13 protein-coding genes are annotated in these 13243 nt (G+C 62.6%); 4 read left to right on the top strand and 9 right to left on the bottom strand.

Features of this window, described 5'->3' with window-relative positions; translation table 11 throughout:
- Positions 1 to 97: 97 nt before the first annotated feature.
- Both fdxA and JQ631_RS29825 read left to right on the top strand, forming a co-directional pair.
- Entirely contained in the window at positions 98 to 436 is a 339-nt protein-coding gene (gene fdxA, locus JQ631_RS29830) for a ferredoxin FdxA (protein ID WP_212333058.1), read from the top strand.
- A gap of 349 nt (positions 437 to 785) precedes the next feature.
- The gene (locus JQ631_RS29825) at positions 786 to 1586 is read left to right on the top strand and encodes a CarD family transcriptional regulator (RefSeq protein ID WP_212333057.1); all 801 of its coding nucleotides are present in this window, start codon (positions 786 to 788) and stop codon (positions 1584 to 1586) included.
- 102 nt (positions 1587 to 1688) lie between these two features.
- On the opposite strand, the gene JQ631_RS29820 is transcribed toward JQ631_RS29825, so the two are convergent.
- The 8 genes from JQ631_RS29820 to cyoA form a co-directional block, all read right to left on the bottom strand.
- On the bottom strand, positions 1689 to 3077 hold the full coding sequence (locus tag JQ631_RS29820; protein WP_249161272.1) for an adenylate/guanylate cyclase domain-containing protein: 1389 nt from the start codon (positions 3075 to 3077) through the stop codon (positions 1689 to 1691).
- A 132-nt stretch (positions 3078 to 3209) separates the two neighbouring features.
- Positions 3210 to 3743, bottom strand: coding sequence for a response regulator transcription factor (locus tag JQ631_RS29815; RefSeq protein ID WP_212333052.1), 534 nt, complete (start codon positions 3741 to 3743; stop codon positions 3210 to 3212).
- Positions 3733 to 5118, bottom strand: coding sequence for an ATP-binding protein (locus JQ631_RS29810; protein WP_212333050.1), 1386 nt, complete (start codon positions 5116 to 5118; stop codon positions 3733 to 3735). Before JQ631_RS29810 ends, JQ631_RS29815 begins: the two co-directional genes overlap by 11 nt.
- The gene (locus tag JQ631_RS29805; protein ID WP_349645030.1) at positions 5090 to 5926 is read right to left on the bottom strand and encodes an SURF1 family protein; all 837 of its coding nucleotides are present in this window, start codon (positions 5924 to 5926) and stop codon (positions 5090 to 5092) included. The genes JQ631_RS29810 and JQ631_RS29805 overlap by 29 nt, the downstream gene beginning before the upstream one ends.
- An 8-nt stretch (positions 5927 to 5934) precedes the next feature.
- Entirely contained in the window at positions 5935 to 6315 is a 381-nt protein-coding gene (gene cyoD / locus JQ631_RS29800; RefSeq protein ID WP_212333048.1) for a cytochrome o ubiquinol oxidase subunit IV, read from the bottom strand.
- Positions 6312 to 6941 (bottom strand): cytochrome o ubiquinol oxidase subunit III, encoded by a 630-nt coding sequence (gene cyoC / locus JQ631_RS29795; protein WP_212333046.1) that lies wholly within the window; start codon positions 6939 to 6941, stop codon positions 6312 to 6314. The genes cyoD and cyoC overlap by 4 nt, the downstream gene beginning before the upstream one ends.
- A complete protein-coding gene (gene cyoB / locus JQ631_RS29790) occupies positions 6942 to 8939 on the bottom strand; it encodes a cytochrome o ubiquinol oxidase subunit I (protein ID WP_212333044.1) in 1998 nt (665 codons plus the stop codon).
- 25 nt (positions 8940 to 8964) lie between these two features.
- On the bottom strand, positions 8965 to 10125 hold the full coding sequence (gene cyoA, locus JQ631_RS29785) for a ubiquinol oxidase subunit II (RefSeq protein ID WP_212333042.1): 1161 nt from the start codon (positions 10123 to 10125) through the stop codon (positions 8965 to 8967).
- A 180-nt stretch (positions 10126 to 10305) separates the two neighbouring features.
- Between cyoA and JQ631_RS29780 the strand changes: the two genes are divergently transcribed.
- Positions 10306 to 11643: an MFS transporter gene (locus tag JQ631_RS29780; protein ID WP_212333040.1), complete on the top strand. Its 1338-nt coding sequence runs from the start codon at positions 10306 to 10308 to the stop codon at positions 11641 to 11643.
- Between the two features lie 26 nt (positions 11644 to 11669).
- On the opposite strand, the gene JQ631_RS29775 is transcribed toward JQ631_RS29780, so the two are convergent.
- Positions 11670 to 12512 carry a LysR family transcriptional regulator gene (locus JQ631_RS29775; protein ID WP_349645029.1) on the bottom strand — a complete coding sequence of 281 codons (843 nt, stop codon included), beginning with the start codon at positions 12510 to 12512 and terminating at the stop codon, positions 11670 to 11672.
- A 319-nt stretch (positions 12513 to 12831) separates the two neighbouring features.
- Here JQ631_RS29775 and JQ631_RS29770 point away from each other — a divergent pair, with 319 nt between their 5' ends.
- Entirely contained in the window at positions 12832 to 13242 is a 411-nt protein-coding gene (locus tag JQ631_RS29770; protein ID WP_212333036.1) for a TadE/TadG family type IV pilus assembly protein, read from the top strand.
- Position 13243: the final 1 nt, after the last annotated feature.

Here is a 13243-nt window from a genome sequence, read left to right as displayed (position 1 = left end):
CATAAAGCCGTCATGATCGGGGCTTCCCGACCTTGCAGCGCGGGGCCATCCGCGCTACGCAAGCCGCGACTTTTAAAAGAGCTTTTCGGAGCGTTGGATGACTTACGTCGTCACTGAAAACTGCATCAAGTGCAAGTACACCGACTGCGTCGAGGTCTGCCCGGTCGACTGCTTCTACGAGGGTGACAACATGCTCGTCATCCACCCGGACGAGTGCATCGATTGCGGCGTGTGCGAGCCGGAATGCCCCGCCGACGCCATCAAGCCGGACACGGAACCGGGCCTGGAAAAGTGGCTGGAAGTGAACACCCAGTACGCCAAGAGCTGGCCGAACATCACCCAGAAGAAAGAATCACCCGAGGACGCCAAGGAATTCGACGGCATGGAAGGGAAGTTCGAGAAATATTTTTCTCCGAACCCCGGCTCCGGAGACTAAATTCCGGCGTAAACTTAACCCTAATACCGTCGTCAGCGTCGAAAACCAGCCCTCAAGACCCCTAAATCATTGATTTTTGCGGGAAATGTGCTATATTGGGCACATTAAGCTGAACCCCCGTCAGCCCAGTTGGCCCCGTTGGGTTCCCGTGAAACCAAATGTCGAACAGGGGCGTGGCAGTTTCCGCGCGCAGGCTGTGTCACAGAAAACGCGTAAAAAGAGTACTTCAGCGAGGGCTTCCCATAAGGAGGCCAAAAAAGTCGCCGCGGCCAGCCGTAGCGCATCCAAGGGTCGGGCCGCTGCCAAGGCGCCGCCGGCTGCAAAGTCCTCGAAGAACAAAAGAAGCGCAATGCCTAACAAGACTGCCAAACCGGCCGCGAAAGCGACCGTTGCCAAGCCTGCTGCTGCCAAGGCTCCCGCTGCCAAGCCCGTTGCTCCGAAGGCCTCTGCTCCTGCCGCCCCTGCCAAGGCCCCCGTTGTTGCGGCCAAGCCGGCTGTGAAGGCCGCCGCGCCCGCGCCGAAGGTCGAGGAAAAGAAGGTCGTGACCCAGCGTCAGGGCTTCAAAGCCAATGAATTCGTCGTCTATCCCGCTCACGGCGTCGGCCAGATCCTGGCCATCGAGGAGCAGGAGATCGCCGGCGCGAAGCTCGAACTGTTCGTCATCAACTTCATCAAGGACAAGATGACGCTGCGCGTTCCGACCGCGAAGGTCGCCAACGTCGGCATGCGCAAGCTGTCCGAGCCCGCGCTGGTGAAGAAGGCGCTCGAGACCCTCAAGGGTCGCGCCCGCGTCAAGCGCACCATGTGGTCGCGCCGCGCCCAGGAATACGAAGCGAAGATCAATTCGGGCGACATCGTCGCGATCGCGGAAGTCGTGCGCGACCTCTATCGTTCCGAGTCGCAGCCGGAGCAGTCGTACTCTGAACGTCAGCTCTATGAAGCGGCGCTTGATCGTCTGTCCCGCGAGATCGCGGTGGTGCAGCACTCGACCGAGACCGAAGCGGTCAAGGAGATCGAGGCCCAGCTCGCCAAGAGCCCGCGCCGCAACGCCAAGGCAGAAGCCGCCGAAGGCGAGGGCGATACGGATGCCGACGGCGACACCGACGAGACCGATGGCGACGGCAGCACCGTCGCCGACGAGGCCGCGTAAGCGCCTCGTAGCGTCGATCGCAAGCAATCAAAGCCCGGCCGATCGGCCGGGCTTTTTGTTTTGGATGTCCCGACATCGCAGCGGTTTAGGTTGAGCGGCGCGCTACGAGCCGCGCGGCTGGGTCCAGATCAGGATCGGTTGCTGAATCCCGCGGATGGCCTGCGGCTCCCGCGCGGTGAGTGGCCGGAACGTTTCGGCCGCGCCGCCAAGCTCGGCCTTTGCACGGCTGACGAGATCGTCGCTGGCCACCAGCGCGCAATCAAGCATTCGGGTCAATGCCTCGAGGCGACTTGCGGCATTGACGGTCGCACCGATCACTGCAAATTCCAAACAGGTCTTCCCGAGATCGCCAAGCACCGCCGGCCCGTAATGCAGGCCAAAGCTCACTCGCAGTGGCGGCTCACCGGCTGCACTTCTTCGCTCGTTCCAATCGTCCGCCGCGGTGATCATTGCCTGGGCGCACCGAAGCGCATTGCTGGCGTCGTGCGCCCCGTTGAAAGGGGTTCCGAACGTCGCCATCAATCCGTCACCGAGATATTTGTCGAGCGTGCCGCTGTGGCGAAACACCTCCTGCTCCATCGATCCGTGGAACTCGCGCAACGTCCGCACGACCTCCTCCGGCGTTCGCGTATCGGCAAACGCCGTGAACCCGACGATGTCGACGAACAGCACCGCGACGTTTTGCGTCCGCACCTGCTTCAGCGGCTCGTCCTGCTTCGATAATTCCGTCACGACATTCGGTGAGAAGTAGCGCGCAAGATTGCCGCGTTCTCGCTCAACCGCGGCATGCCTGATCAACAGGTCGTTGCTGCGGCGGACCGCGAGAGCCAAGGTCGCGGCGACGATCATGAAGACGACGATCTCCTGGATGCGAACGCCGAATTCGATGGCATCGGGCGATATCAGCGCAAACAACCGGTGATCGCTACCCACCGCGGCTGCGATGCTGGCAGTCAGCGCAGGATTGCGATCGGGTTGCCACCACACCCAGGCCATACCGATCATCCAGAGCAAGGCGGTCCACGTTCCGACCGCAATTACGGTTCTCCAGGAATAGGCCAGTACAGCGCCTGCGAGCAGGACGAAGAAATAGATGAAGTTACCGAAATGGTACTGCATTGCGACCGGCCAGTGCGTGGTCGCGAACGGATTCGGGACCACGATGATGAACGTGAGCAACGCCAGGTCGCAAAACATGAGCGCCAACTCCGACCGTGACACGCCTACTCGCCCAACCCTGACCTGGGCCCAGCCGATCAGAGCGAACAGGCCGAGCAGCACCACGTAGTAAAGTTGCTCCCAGACGGGATTGATCACGATGAGCAGGCAGGCGATGACGGCGAGGGCGACATGGCGCGCCCGCACCGCGAGTTGCAGGCCTTCGCGCTTGGCGGATGCAAGCGCGGTCTTTGCGAATTGAACCGTTTCGGCGTCGCGCTGGTTTCGCGCGGGCGAAAGTGCCGCGGACCAGTTGAACCGATCGATAAGCATCGTCACGGGGAGCTCCTCGCTAAGGCGCTTGCAGCACAGCGACGGCAATGAGCCGCTGCGACCGGCAGCTTAGCGGCGGCTGTCTGCGAGGTCATCCGCCACGCCGGACAATTTGCCCCGCGCAAGCCTTGCCTACTTCACCGGCCGCTTCTCGAGTTTCCTCGCCAGCGTGCGGCGATGCATGCCCAGCCGCCTTGCGGCCTCCGAAATGTTGAAATCCGTCTCGATCAATGTCTGGTGGATGCGCTCCCATTCCAGCGTCTTGATCGAGGTCGGCCGCGTGTCCAGCGCGACGTCGGCGTTGCCTTCGGCCTTGGTGAAGGCGGCTTCGATATCATCGGTGTTGGAAGGCTTGGCGAGGTAGTGGCAGGCGCCGAGCTTGATGGCCTCCACCGCGGTCGAGATGCTGGCAAAGCCCGTCAGCACCACGATCAGCATCTCCTCGTCATGTGCATGCAGCAGCTCGACGCAGGCAAGCCCGGAGGCGCCACCGAGCTTGAGGTCGACCACGGCGTAGCCGAAGGATCGGTCCCCCAGAACCTTCCGGACCTCCTCGATCGAGGCGGCAAGCACGACCTCGTAGCCGCGGCGCTCGAATGAGCGCTTCAGCGTGCGCGCAAAACCTTCGTCGTCCTCGACGACGATGAGCGAACGGTCAGGTGTCAAAGCTGCCTCCGATCGCGAGCGTGGCGAGTGGCAGTGTCAAGCGGACGGTGGCGCCGCGCTTTCTGTGGTTCTCGGCGGTTACCCTGCCGCCCAACTTGCGCACCACGTTCACCACCAGGAACAGGCCGAGCCCGCCGCCGGCGCGGCCCTTGCTCGACTGATAGGGCTTTCCGAGCTGCGCCAGCATTTCCGGCGCGAAGCCCGGGCCCCGGTCGCTGATTGCCAGCACGAGATTGTCGCCTTCGCGTTCGGCGACCAGTTCGACCCAGTCGCGCGAGACCTCATAGGCGTTGTCGAGCACGTTGAAGATCACCTGCTTGAGCGCAATGTCGGAGACGATCGCGACATCCTCCCCGAAGGTGTTGACGAAATAGAGCGTCCGCGCCGAACGGGCATCACGCCATTCATCGACCAGCGCGGTGACGAAGGCCGTCACCGTCGTCGGCGACGATCCCTCGCCGCGCGCTTCGCCGGCCGACACCAGGATGCCCGTCACGATGGACTTGCAGCGTTGCAGCGAGGTCTCCATCTCGGTGAGGTCCTCGGCCAGTTCCTGGTCGGCGGCGAGATCGGGCATGCGGCGCCAGTCGCTCAGGATGACGGAGAGCGAAGCGAGTGGCGTGCCGAGCTCATGCGCCGCGCCGGAAGCGAGCACCCCCATGCGAACGATGTGATCCTGTTCGGCGGCGTGCTGGCGCAGCGCCGCCAGATGGGCGTCGCGCTGGCGCAAGTTCCTGTTGATGCGGGTGACGAACACGACCAGCAGCACGGCGTTGAGGACGAAGCCGAGCAGCATGCCGGTCACGGTGAGAGTGTAGGTCTCGCTCAGCGGGTTCGGCGGCAGCTCGAGCGGCCGGTAAGCCATCGTGAGCCACACAAAGCTTGCGCAGGTCAACGCCACCAGCGACCAGGTCGAGCGGGCATCGAGCAGCACCGCGCCAAGCGTGACCTGGAGCAGGAACAGCGAAGTGAAGGGATTGGTGGCTCCGCCGCTCAGGTAAAGCTGCGCGGTCAGCGCCGCGACGTCGAGCATCAGCGCGACCAGGAGCTCGTTGTTGGTGATGGCGGCGCGATGGCGCACCCAGACCAGGCTCGAGACATTGAGTAGCACCAGCGCGCCGATCACCGCGCCCATACGAGACAATGGCAGGGGAATGCCAAGCCAGAAATGCACACCGCCAATGGTCACGATCTGACCGACTACCGCTGTCCAGCGCAGCTGGATCAGCAGCGCCATGTTCTTGCGATTGGTCTCGTCGTCGGTGGGGGCCGCGCCGATCAGCTCGCCGCGCGCGTCCGCCTGCGATTGCAGCGTGACCGCGAGCTCGCCGTAAGTATTCCCGTCGTCAGGTCGGTTCGACGATCGTTCCAGCATCTGATCCCGTCATGCGGACGGGGGCATCGGAGCCACCGGCCGGTTCGTGGACGAAGCGTTTGCGGCGGAACAGCCCGCCGCCGAATGTGACGAGAAGTTTACCGGCCAGCATGAAAGCCAGGGCAAACCAAGTCAGCGCGTAGATCAGGTGGTTATTGGGAAAGCGGACCACGGTCAATCCGCCGATAGGACCGCCGGCGGATTGTGATCCGGCATCGGCATCGACAAAGAAAGGCGCGACGTTCTGGAGATCGCGCGCGGCCGCGATCGCGGCGACATCCCGCGAGTACCAGCGGTTGTGCTGAGGTACGTTGTCCCTGAGGAAACCACCCTTCGGCTCGGTGATGCGCAAGAGGCCGCTAATCTCGACCTGGCCGTCGGGATTGGCGTTCTGTCGCGTCGATGCATCGCGCCGCTCGGACGGCACGAAACCGCGGTTGATCAGGACCGTCGTGCCGTCGTTGCGTCGGAGCGGCGTCAGCACCCAATAGCCGGGGCCTTCCTCAGTGACCGCCTGAACCAGTGTTTCGCGGTCATGCAGGAAGCGGCCGGAGACGCTGACATGCCGGTATTCGTCGTTGGCGGCGGAGACCGTAGCCCATGAAGCGGGTGCGGGAATCGGCCGCGCCGGCGCATGGACGCGCTGCTCAACGCGGTCGATGAGCGCCAGCTTCCAGGCGCGTCGTTCGACCTGCCAGATGCCGAGGGCCATCAAGGCAACGAATGTGGCGAGCGAGAGAGCCGTGAGCCACAGGTGCGGGCGCGCGGCTCCTGCGTGGCCGCGCGGTTCGCTATCCTCTGGTCTCACGAGATGGCTCACTTCATTCCCGTCATCTCGTGGATCGGCATCATGTTGCTGTTGAGGTGATTCATCACCCACAGCGAACCTGACAGCGCGATGACCACCATCACGATGGTGAAGATCAGGGCCATCATGCTCCAGCCGTTCTCGGACTTCGGACTCATGTGCAGGAAGTAGATCATGTGCACGACGATCTGCACGACCGCGAAGGCCATGATGACCAGCGCCGTGATCTGCTTGCTCGGCAGCGTACCGCTCATCACCAGCCAGAACGGGATTGCGGTGAGCACCACCGAGAGCACGAAACCGAGCATGTAGCCCGAGAACGTGCTGTGAGCGTGGCCGGCATCGTGGTGATGGTCGTCCGCGTGGGCGGCGTGGATGTCGGTGTTCATCGCAGAACTCCCAAGAGATAGACGAAGGTGAAGACGCCGATCCAGACCACGTCGAGGAAGTGCCAGAACATCGACAGGCACATCAGGCGACGGCGGTTGGCCTCGATCAGGCCGTAATGCCAGACCTGCACCATCAAGGTCACCAGCCAGATCAGGCCGCAGGAGACGTGCAGGCCATGGGTCCCGACCAGGGTGAAGAAGGCGGACAGGAAGGCGCTGCGCTGCGGCGTGGCGCCTTCATGGATCATGTGGGCGAACTCGGTGAGCTCGATGCCGATGAAGGCGGCGCCGAACAGGCCAGTGATCAGGAGCCACATCTGTGTCTGCGCGATCTTGTTCTGCTGCATCGTCAGCATGGCAAAACCGTAAGTGATCGAGGACAGCAGCAGCATCGAGGTGTTCACCGCGACCAGGTCGAGGTCGAACAAATCCTTCGGCGCGGGCCCGGCAGCGTAGTTGGCACCGAGCACGCCGAAGGTGGCGAACAGCATCGCGAAGATGAGACAATCGCTCATCAGATAGATCCAGAAGCCGAGCGAGGTGCTGTAGCCTTCCGGATGCGGATGCTCGTCGGCGAGATAGAAGACCGGCTCGCCGGTCTGGGCGGGGTTGACGGCGACAGTCATTTACTGGGCTCCGGCGAGCAGTTTGGTGCGCGCGTCCTCGGCCCGGATGACGTCGTCAGCCGGAATGTCGAAGTCGCGATGATAGTTGAAGGTGTGACCGATCCCGACGACGAGCATCGCGATGAAGCTCGCAGCCGCCAGCCACCAGATGTACCAGATCAGACCGAAGCCCATCGCAGTGGCGAAGCCGGCGAGGATGATGCCGGTGCCGGTGCTGCTGGGCATATGGATCGGCTTGAATCCGGTCAGCGGGCGCTGGTAGCCGCGCTTCTTCATGTCCCACCACGCGTCGTTGTCGTGAACGACGGGGGTGAAGGCGAAGTTGTAGTCCGGCGGCGGCGAGGAGGTCGCCCATTCCAGCGTGCGCGCATCCCAGGGATCGCCGGTGACGTCCTTGAGCTGCTCGCGCTTGAGGAAGCTGACCGCGAACTGCATCAGCATCGAGAGGATGCCGAGAAAGACGAGGCCGGCGCCGATGGCGGCGATGACGAACCAGATCTGGAGCGAGGGATCGTCGAACACGCGCAGGCGGCGGGTCACGCCCATCAGGCCGAGCACATAGAGCGGCATGAAGGCCATGTAGAATCCGGTGACCCAGAACCAGAACGACAGCTTGCCCCAGAACGGATCGAGCCTGAAGCCGAACGCCTTGGGGAACCAGTAGTTGATGCCGGCGAATGCGCCGAACACCACGCCGCCGATGATCACGTTGTGGAAGTGCGCGATCAGGAACAGGCTGTTGTGCAGGACGAAGTCGGCCGGTGGCACTGCGAGCAGCACGCCGGTCATGCCGCCGAGCACGAAGGTCAGCATGAAGGCGATGGTCCACAGCATCGGCAGCTCGTAGCGGATACGGCCGCGATACATCGTGAACAGCCAGTTGAACATCTTCGCGCCCGTCGGGATCGAGATGATCATCGTGGTGATGCCGAAGAACGAGTTGACGCTGGCGCCCGAGCCCATCGTGAAGAAGTGGTGCAGCCAGACCAGGTACGACAGGATGGTGATGACGACCGTGGCGTAAACCATCGAGGTGTAGCCGAACAGCCGCTTGCCGGAGAACGTCGAGGTTACTTCCGAGAAGATGCCGAAGGCCGGGAGAACCAGGATGTAGACTTCAGGGTGGCCCCAGATCCAGATCAGGTTCACGTACATCATCGGGCTGCCGCCGAAATCGTTCGTGAAGAAGTTGGTGCCGACGTAGCGATCGAGCGAGAGCAGCGCGAGCACCACGGTCAGGACCGGGAAGGAGGCGACGATCAGGATGTTGGTGCAGAGCGAGGTCCAGGTGAACACCGGCATCCGCATCATGGTCATGCCGGGGCAACGCAGCTTGACGATGGTGCAGATCAGGTTGATGCCGGATAGCGTCGTTCCGACGCCGGCGACCTGCAATCCCCATATGTAATAGTCGACGCCGACGTCTGGACTGTAGCCGATGTTGGACAGCGGCGGATAAGCCAGCCAGCCGGTGCGGGCGAATTCACCGATGAACAGCGAGAGCATCACCAGCACCGCACCGCCGACCGTCATCCAGAAGCTGAAATTGTTCAGGAACGGGAACGACACGTCGCGCGCGCCGATCTGCAGCGGCACCACGAAGTTCATCAGGCCCGTCACCAGCGGCATCGCCACGAAGAAGATCATGATCACGCCGTGGGCGGTGAAGACCTGGTCGTAATGATGGGCCGGGAGGAAGCCTTCGGAGCCGTTGAATGCGAGCGCCTGTTGCGCGCGCATCATCAGCGCGTCGGCGAAGCCACGCAGCAGCATCACGATGCCGAGGATCATGTACATGACGCCGATGCGCTTGTGGTCCACGCTGGTGAACCATTCGCGCCAGAGATAACCCCAGAGACGGAAATAGGTCAGGCCGGCGAGCAGCGTGACGCCGCCGAGTGCGACCACTGCGAAGGTGCCGACGAGGATCGGCTCGTGCAGCGGCAGCGAATCGATGCCGAGACGGCCGAAGATGAGCTTGAGAAGATCAGGAGACATGCGAGCTCTCTTTAGGAGTCTGACTTCAGGAGTCCGACTTGGGACGTTGTCCCAGGAAGAAGGACGAGGACTTCAGCGGCGTGAAGGTCGGACGCTTCAGGCCCGCCCCGAGCAGCGGCGCGGTATCGAGCGGGGCCTTGATCGAAGCCGTGGTCTGGCCTTGTGGTGCATCCGGCGTGCAGGTGCCGGCGACGAAGCTCGGCTCGGGACCGAACGCGGTGCCGCGACGGGCATATTTGTCGTAGGAGAGCGGAAGGGTGTTGTTCAGACCCTCATGGCCGTTGCCGCCCTTGGCGTCGATCGCCATCATCTCGCTCTGGCACATCTTGCCGGTCTCGACGCACATGTTGAGGATCAGGCGGTAGAGATCGGAATCGATGGTGCCCCAGCGGCGCACCGGTTCGTTCTCGCTCGGCTTTTCGAGCTGGAGATATTCAGTGCGGCCGAGCGATCCGCCGGCCGATTTGGCCTGCGCGACCCAGGCGTCAAAGCCCTTGTCGTCGAGGCCCTGGAAGTTGAAGTGCATGCCGGAGAAGCCGGCACCGCTGTAGTTCGCCGAAAAACCCTTGTACGTGCCGGCGTGGTTCACGACGGCGTGGAGCTTGGTCTCCATGCCCGGCATCGCATAGATCTGGCCGGCGAGGGCGGGGATGTAGAACGAGTTCATCACCGAGGAGGCGGTGATGCGGAAATTGATCGGGCGATCGACGGGCGCTGCGAGATCGTTGACGGTGGCGATGCCGTAGTCGGGATAGATAAAGAGCCACTTCCAGTCGAGCGCGACGACATCGACCTCGAGCGGAGCCTTGGACTGGTCGATCGCGCGGTCGGCATGGATGCGGCCGAGCGTGCGATAGGGGTCGAGCAGATGCGTGCCCATCCAGGTCAGCGCGCCCAGGCAAACGATGATCAGCAGCGGCGCCGACCAGATCACCAGTTCGAGGCTGGTCGAATGGTCCCATTCCGGCTCGTAGCGGGCCGAGGTGTTGGACTGGCGGTAGCGCCAAGCGAACAGCACCGTCAGCGCCATCACGGGGACGACGATCAGGAGCATCAGGACGGTGGAGATGATGACGAGGTCGCGCTGTTGCGCTGCGATATCGCCGGCCGGCGCCAGCACGACGTAGTTGCAGCCGCTGAGCGCAATTGCCAGAGGTAGCAGCGCCAGGATCTTGAGACGGGACACGGGCCGAGCCTTTGAGAATGAGTTTCCTTTGCGGGGCCAATGGGTAGCTGCGGCGCAGCAATTCGGACATTGGACAATTTGTCCAATGTTGCAGTGCGGGATGTTGGGTCAAACAGGTCCGGATTTCCTGGCGTCCCGCCGGGTGGTCGGCTTTGGTTTTCAGGACGTTAGGGCGCACGCATGGCGACGGCACAGACCCCCGCAATGGTAGATCTCCACTCGGGCGAGCACGGCCATGACCAGGCCAGTCCCGGCGAGATCGCCATCGGCGTCATCATCGGCCGCACCTCGGAATTCTTCGACTTTTTCGTTTACGCGATCGCCTCGGTGATCGTGTTCCCGCGCCTGGTTTTCCCGTTCACCAGCGAACTGACCGGCACCCTCTATTCATTCATGATCTTCGCGCTGGCGTTCATCGCCCGGCCGATCGGAACCGTCATTTTCATGACGGTCGACCGGGAGTACGGCAAGACGGCCAAGCTGGTCTCGGCGCTGTTCCTGCTTGGCACCGCGACCGTGGCGCTGGCGTTCCTGCCCGGCTATCAGGACATCGGCGCTGCCGCGATCTGGCTGCTGGCGCTGGCGCGTCTCGCGCAGGGTCTGGCCTGGGGTGGTGCCTGGGACGGTATGGCCTCGCTGCTGGCGCTGAACGCGCCGGCCTCCAAGCGTGGCTGGTACGCGATGGTGCCGCAGCTCGGCGCCCCGCTCGGCCTGATCGTCGCCAGCGCGCTGTTCGCCTATTTCGCCGGCAACCTCTCGGCCGACGATTTCTTCGACTGGGGCTGGCGCTATCCGTTCTTCGTCGCCTTCGCCATCAACGTCGTGGCGCTGTTCGCGCGCCTGCGCATGGTGACGACGGAGGAATATTCCTCGCTGTTCGAGACCCGTGAACTGCAGCCCGCGCGCATCTCCGACACGGTTGCCCGCGAAGGCCAGAACATCATGCTCGGTGCGTTCGCGCCGCTCGCGAGCTTCGCGCTGTTTCACATGGTCACGGTGTTTCCGCTGTCCTGGGTGTTTCTGTTCACCCGCGAAAGCCCGGTGCGCTTCTTGATCATCGAGATCGTCGCTGCCGTGTTCGGCGTCGCCGCGATCGTGACCTCCGGCATCATCGCCGACCGGGTCGGTCGCAAATCGCTGCTGATGGGATCGGCGATCGCGATCGCGATCTACAGCGGCTTCGCTCCGCAGTTGCTCGACGCCGGCACGTTCGGTGAGACCATCTACATGGTGATCGGCTTCATCCTGCTCGGCCTCTCCTTCGGCCAGTCCTCGGGCGCGATCGCCTCCAACTTCAAGCAGGCCTATCGCTACACCGCCTCGGCGCTGACCTCCGACATGGCCTGGTTGTTCGGCGCCGGCTTTGCTCCGCTGGTCGCGCTGCTGCTCGCCACCAATCTCGGCGTCATCGCCTCGGGTGCGTACCTGCTGTCAGGCGCGTTCTGGACCCTGCTCGCACTCTGGCTGAGCGGCCAGCGCGAGGCGGGTGACATGGACGCGGGCGAACCGTCGAACTGACGTCCCCGGGGGCGACGTAACGGCGGCTAACCGCGTGAAACGTCGTCCCTTTGCAGACTCCTGTCGACGCTGAGATTGGCCAGAAGCCCGGACAGCCGCTTCGTGAGCTGTTTCACATCGGAATCGTCCAACCCGTCGCGAACGCAGACGACCGCGCGCGACGGGGGCAGCTTGGGCAAATAATAGTCTCTCGACTTGACGAGATCTGCGGCAGCCAGTGCGCCCGGCATGGCGGACAGGCCGAGGCCGGCGCGGACGGCGCTCGTGCGCACAGCGGAATCCGAGCTTCGCAACACGATCCGGTAGGCAATGCCGCTCCGGTCCAGCGGCCCGATCATCCAATTGTCTTCGGGGAGCGTGATGATCGGGATCGGTGCGCCGGGCCGCGCCACGAAATCCCTCGCCTTGATCCAGTTCGTCTCGAACTGAAATTCGCCGACGATCCGGTTTTCGAGTTCTTGCCCGAAGCTCTCGAGCAAGAACAGACACGCGACATCGATGAATCCTTCGAGGAGTCCGCGTCGAATTTCGCTGGAATGCTCGGCGAAAACGAACACGCCCGAGAGATTCTCCCGGCTGAATTCGTCGAACAGGCTTTGCGCGAGCAGCTGGCTGATGCCGAGCCGCCGCATGGAGGATCGGTCCGATCCTCCCAACCTGAGAAGTTGGTCGTTGGCATCGATGATCCGGCGCGCTTGCTGAAGTGCGAGCTTGCCGAGCTCGGTCAGCGCGGTCCCGTTCGCCGTTCGCGTGAAGAGCTCACCGCCGATGAGGCCCTGTAGTCGCTTGATCTGGGCGCTGATCGCGGGCTGGCTGAGGCTGAGTTTGTCTGCGGCTTTGGACATGCTGCCCGTCTCGGCGATCGCCACGACGGTTCGCATGATCTCCATGGGAATGTTTTGTATCTGCTGTCGAAGCATCCGGGCTCCTTCGGGCAGGCAAGATCAAAAAAATCTATTCCCCTATCGACTCGCATTCTTTTGATTTAGCGCAACGTCTCGCGGTTCTACGAAACAGGGGCCGGGCGTTGCATCGCTTTCCGTATTCAATTTCGATGCTATCAACAGAATCTATATGTCTATTCGCATACATAGCGACTTCAACTAATACGTGCATGGCAGTCCATACAATGTAAATGCGCCTCTCTCAAGCTTTTCGAAGAAGCTCGGGAAAAAGAGGCAGGCTCATATGCACTTTACACGACATGAGGGCGGAGCCACGGCGGTCGAATTCGCCATGATGCTCCCGATCTTTCTGACGTTGATTTTCGGCATCGTGGTGTTCGGCTCCTATTTCGCGATGATCCACGGCGTTCAACAGCTTGCGGCGGAAGCCGCACGGACGTCGGTCGCGGGCCTCAGCGACACGGAACGCAACAGCCTCGCCCAGTCCTACGTCACGACCAGCGTGGCCGATTATCCGCTGCTCGATGCGACAAAAGTGAACGTCGTAGCGGCCCCGTCGAGCTCCGATCCGAACGTCTATGTCGTGACAGTCAATTACGACGCTTCGTCCAGTTTCATCTTCACGCTTCCCTTCGTTCCTGTGTTGCCGCCGTCGATCTCACGATCGGCGGTTATCCCCTATGGAGGGTTCTGAC

It is taken from the genome of Bradyrhizobium manausense (assembly GCF_018131105.1).
GTDB classification, from domain to species: domain Bacteria; phylum Pseudomonadota; class Alphaproteobacteria; order Rhizobiales; family Xanthobacteraceae; genus Bradyrhizobium; species Bradyrhizobium manausense_B.
Note: the sequence above shows the minus strand (reverse complement) of the source record. Positions and strands in the feature narration are given on the sequence as shown.

Coding starts and splice junctions, on each gene's coding strand:
- fdxA (WP_212333058.1), top strand. CDS start 98: ATGACTTACGTCGTCACTGAAAACTGCATCAAGTGCAAGTACACCGAC.
- JQ631_RS29825 (WP_212333057.1), top strand. CDS start 786: ATGCCTAACAAGACTGCCAAACCGGCCGCGAAAGCGACCGTTGCCAAG.
- JQ631_RS29820 (WP_249161272.1), bottom strand. CDS start 3,077: ATGCTTATCGATCGGTTCAACTGGTCCGCGGCACTTTCGCCCGCGCGA.
- JQ631_RS29810 (WP_212333050.1), bottom strand. CDS start 5,118: ATGCTGGAACGATCGTCGAACCGACCTGACGACGGGAATACTTACGGC.
- cyoD (WP_212333048.1), bottom strand. CDS start 6,315: ATGAACACCGACATCCACGCCGCCCACGCGGACGACCATCACCACGAT.
- cyoC (WP_212333046.1), bottom strand. CDS start 6,941: ATGACTGTCGCCGTCAACCCCGCCCAGACCGGCGAGCCGGTCTTCTAT.
- cyoB (WP_212333044.1), bottom strand. CDS start 8,939: ATGTCTCCTGATCTTCTCAAGCTCATCTTCGGCCGTCTCGGCATCGAT.
- JQ631_RS29780 (WP_212333040.1), top strand. CDS start 10,306: ATGGCGACGGCACAGACCCCCGCAATGGTAGATCTCCACTCGGGCGAG.
- JQ631_RS29770 (WP_212333036.1), top strand. CDS start 12,832: ATGCACTTTACACGACATGAGGGCGGAGCCACGGCGGTCGAATTCGCC.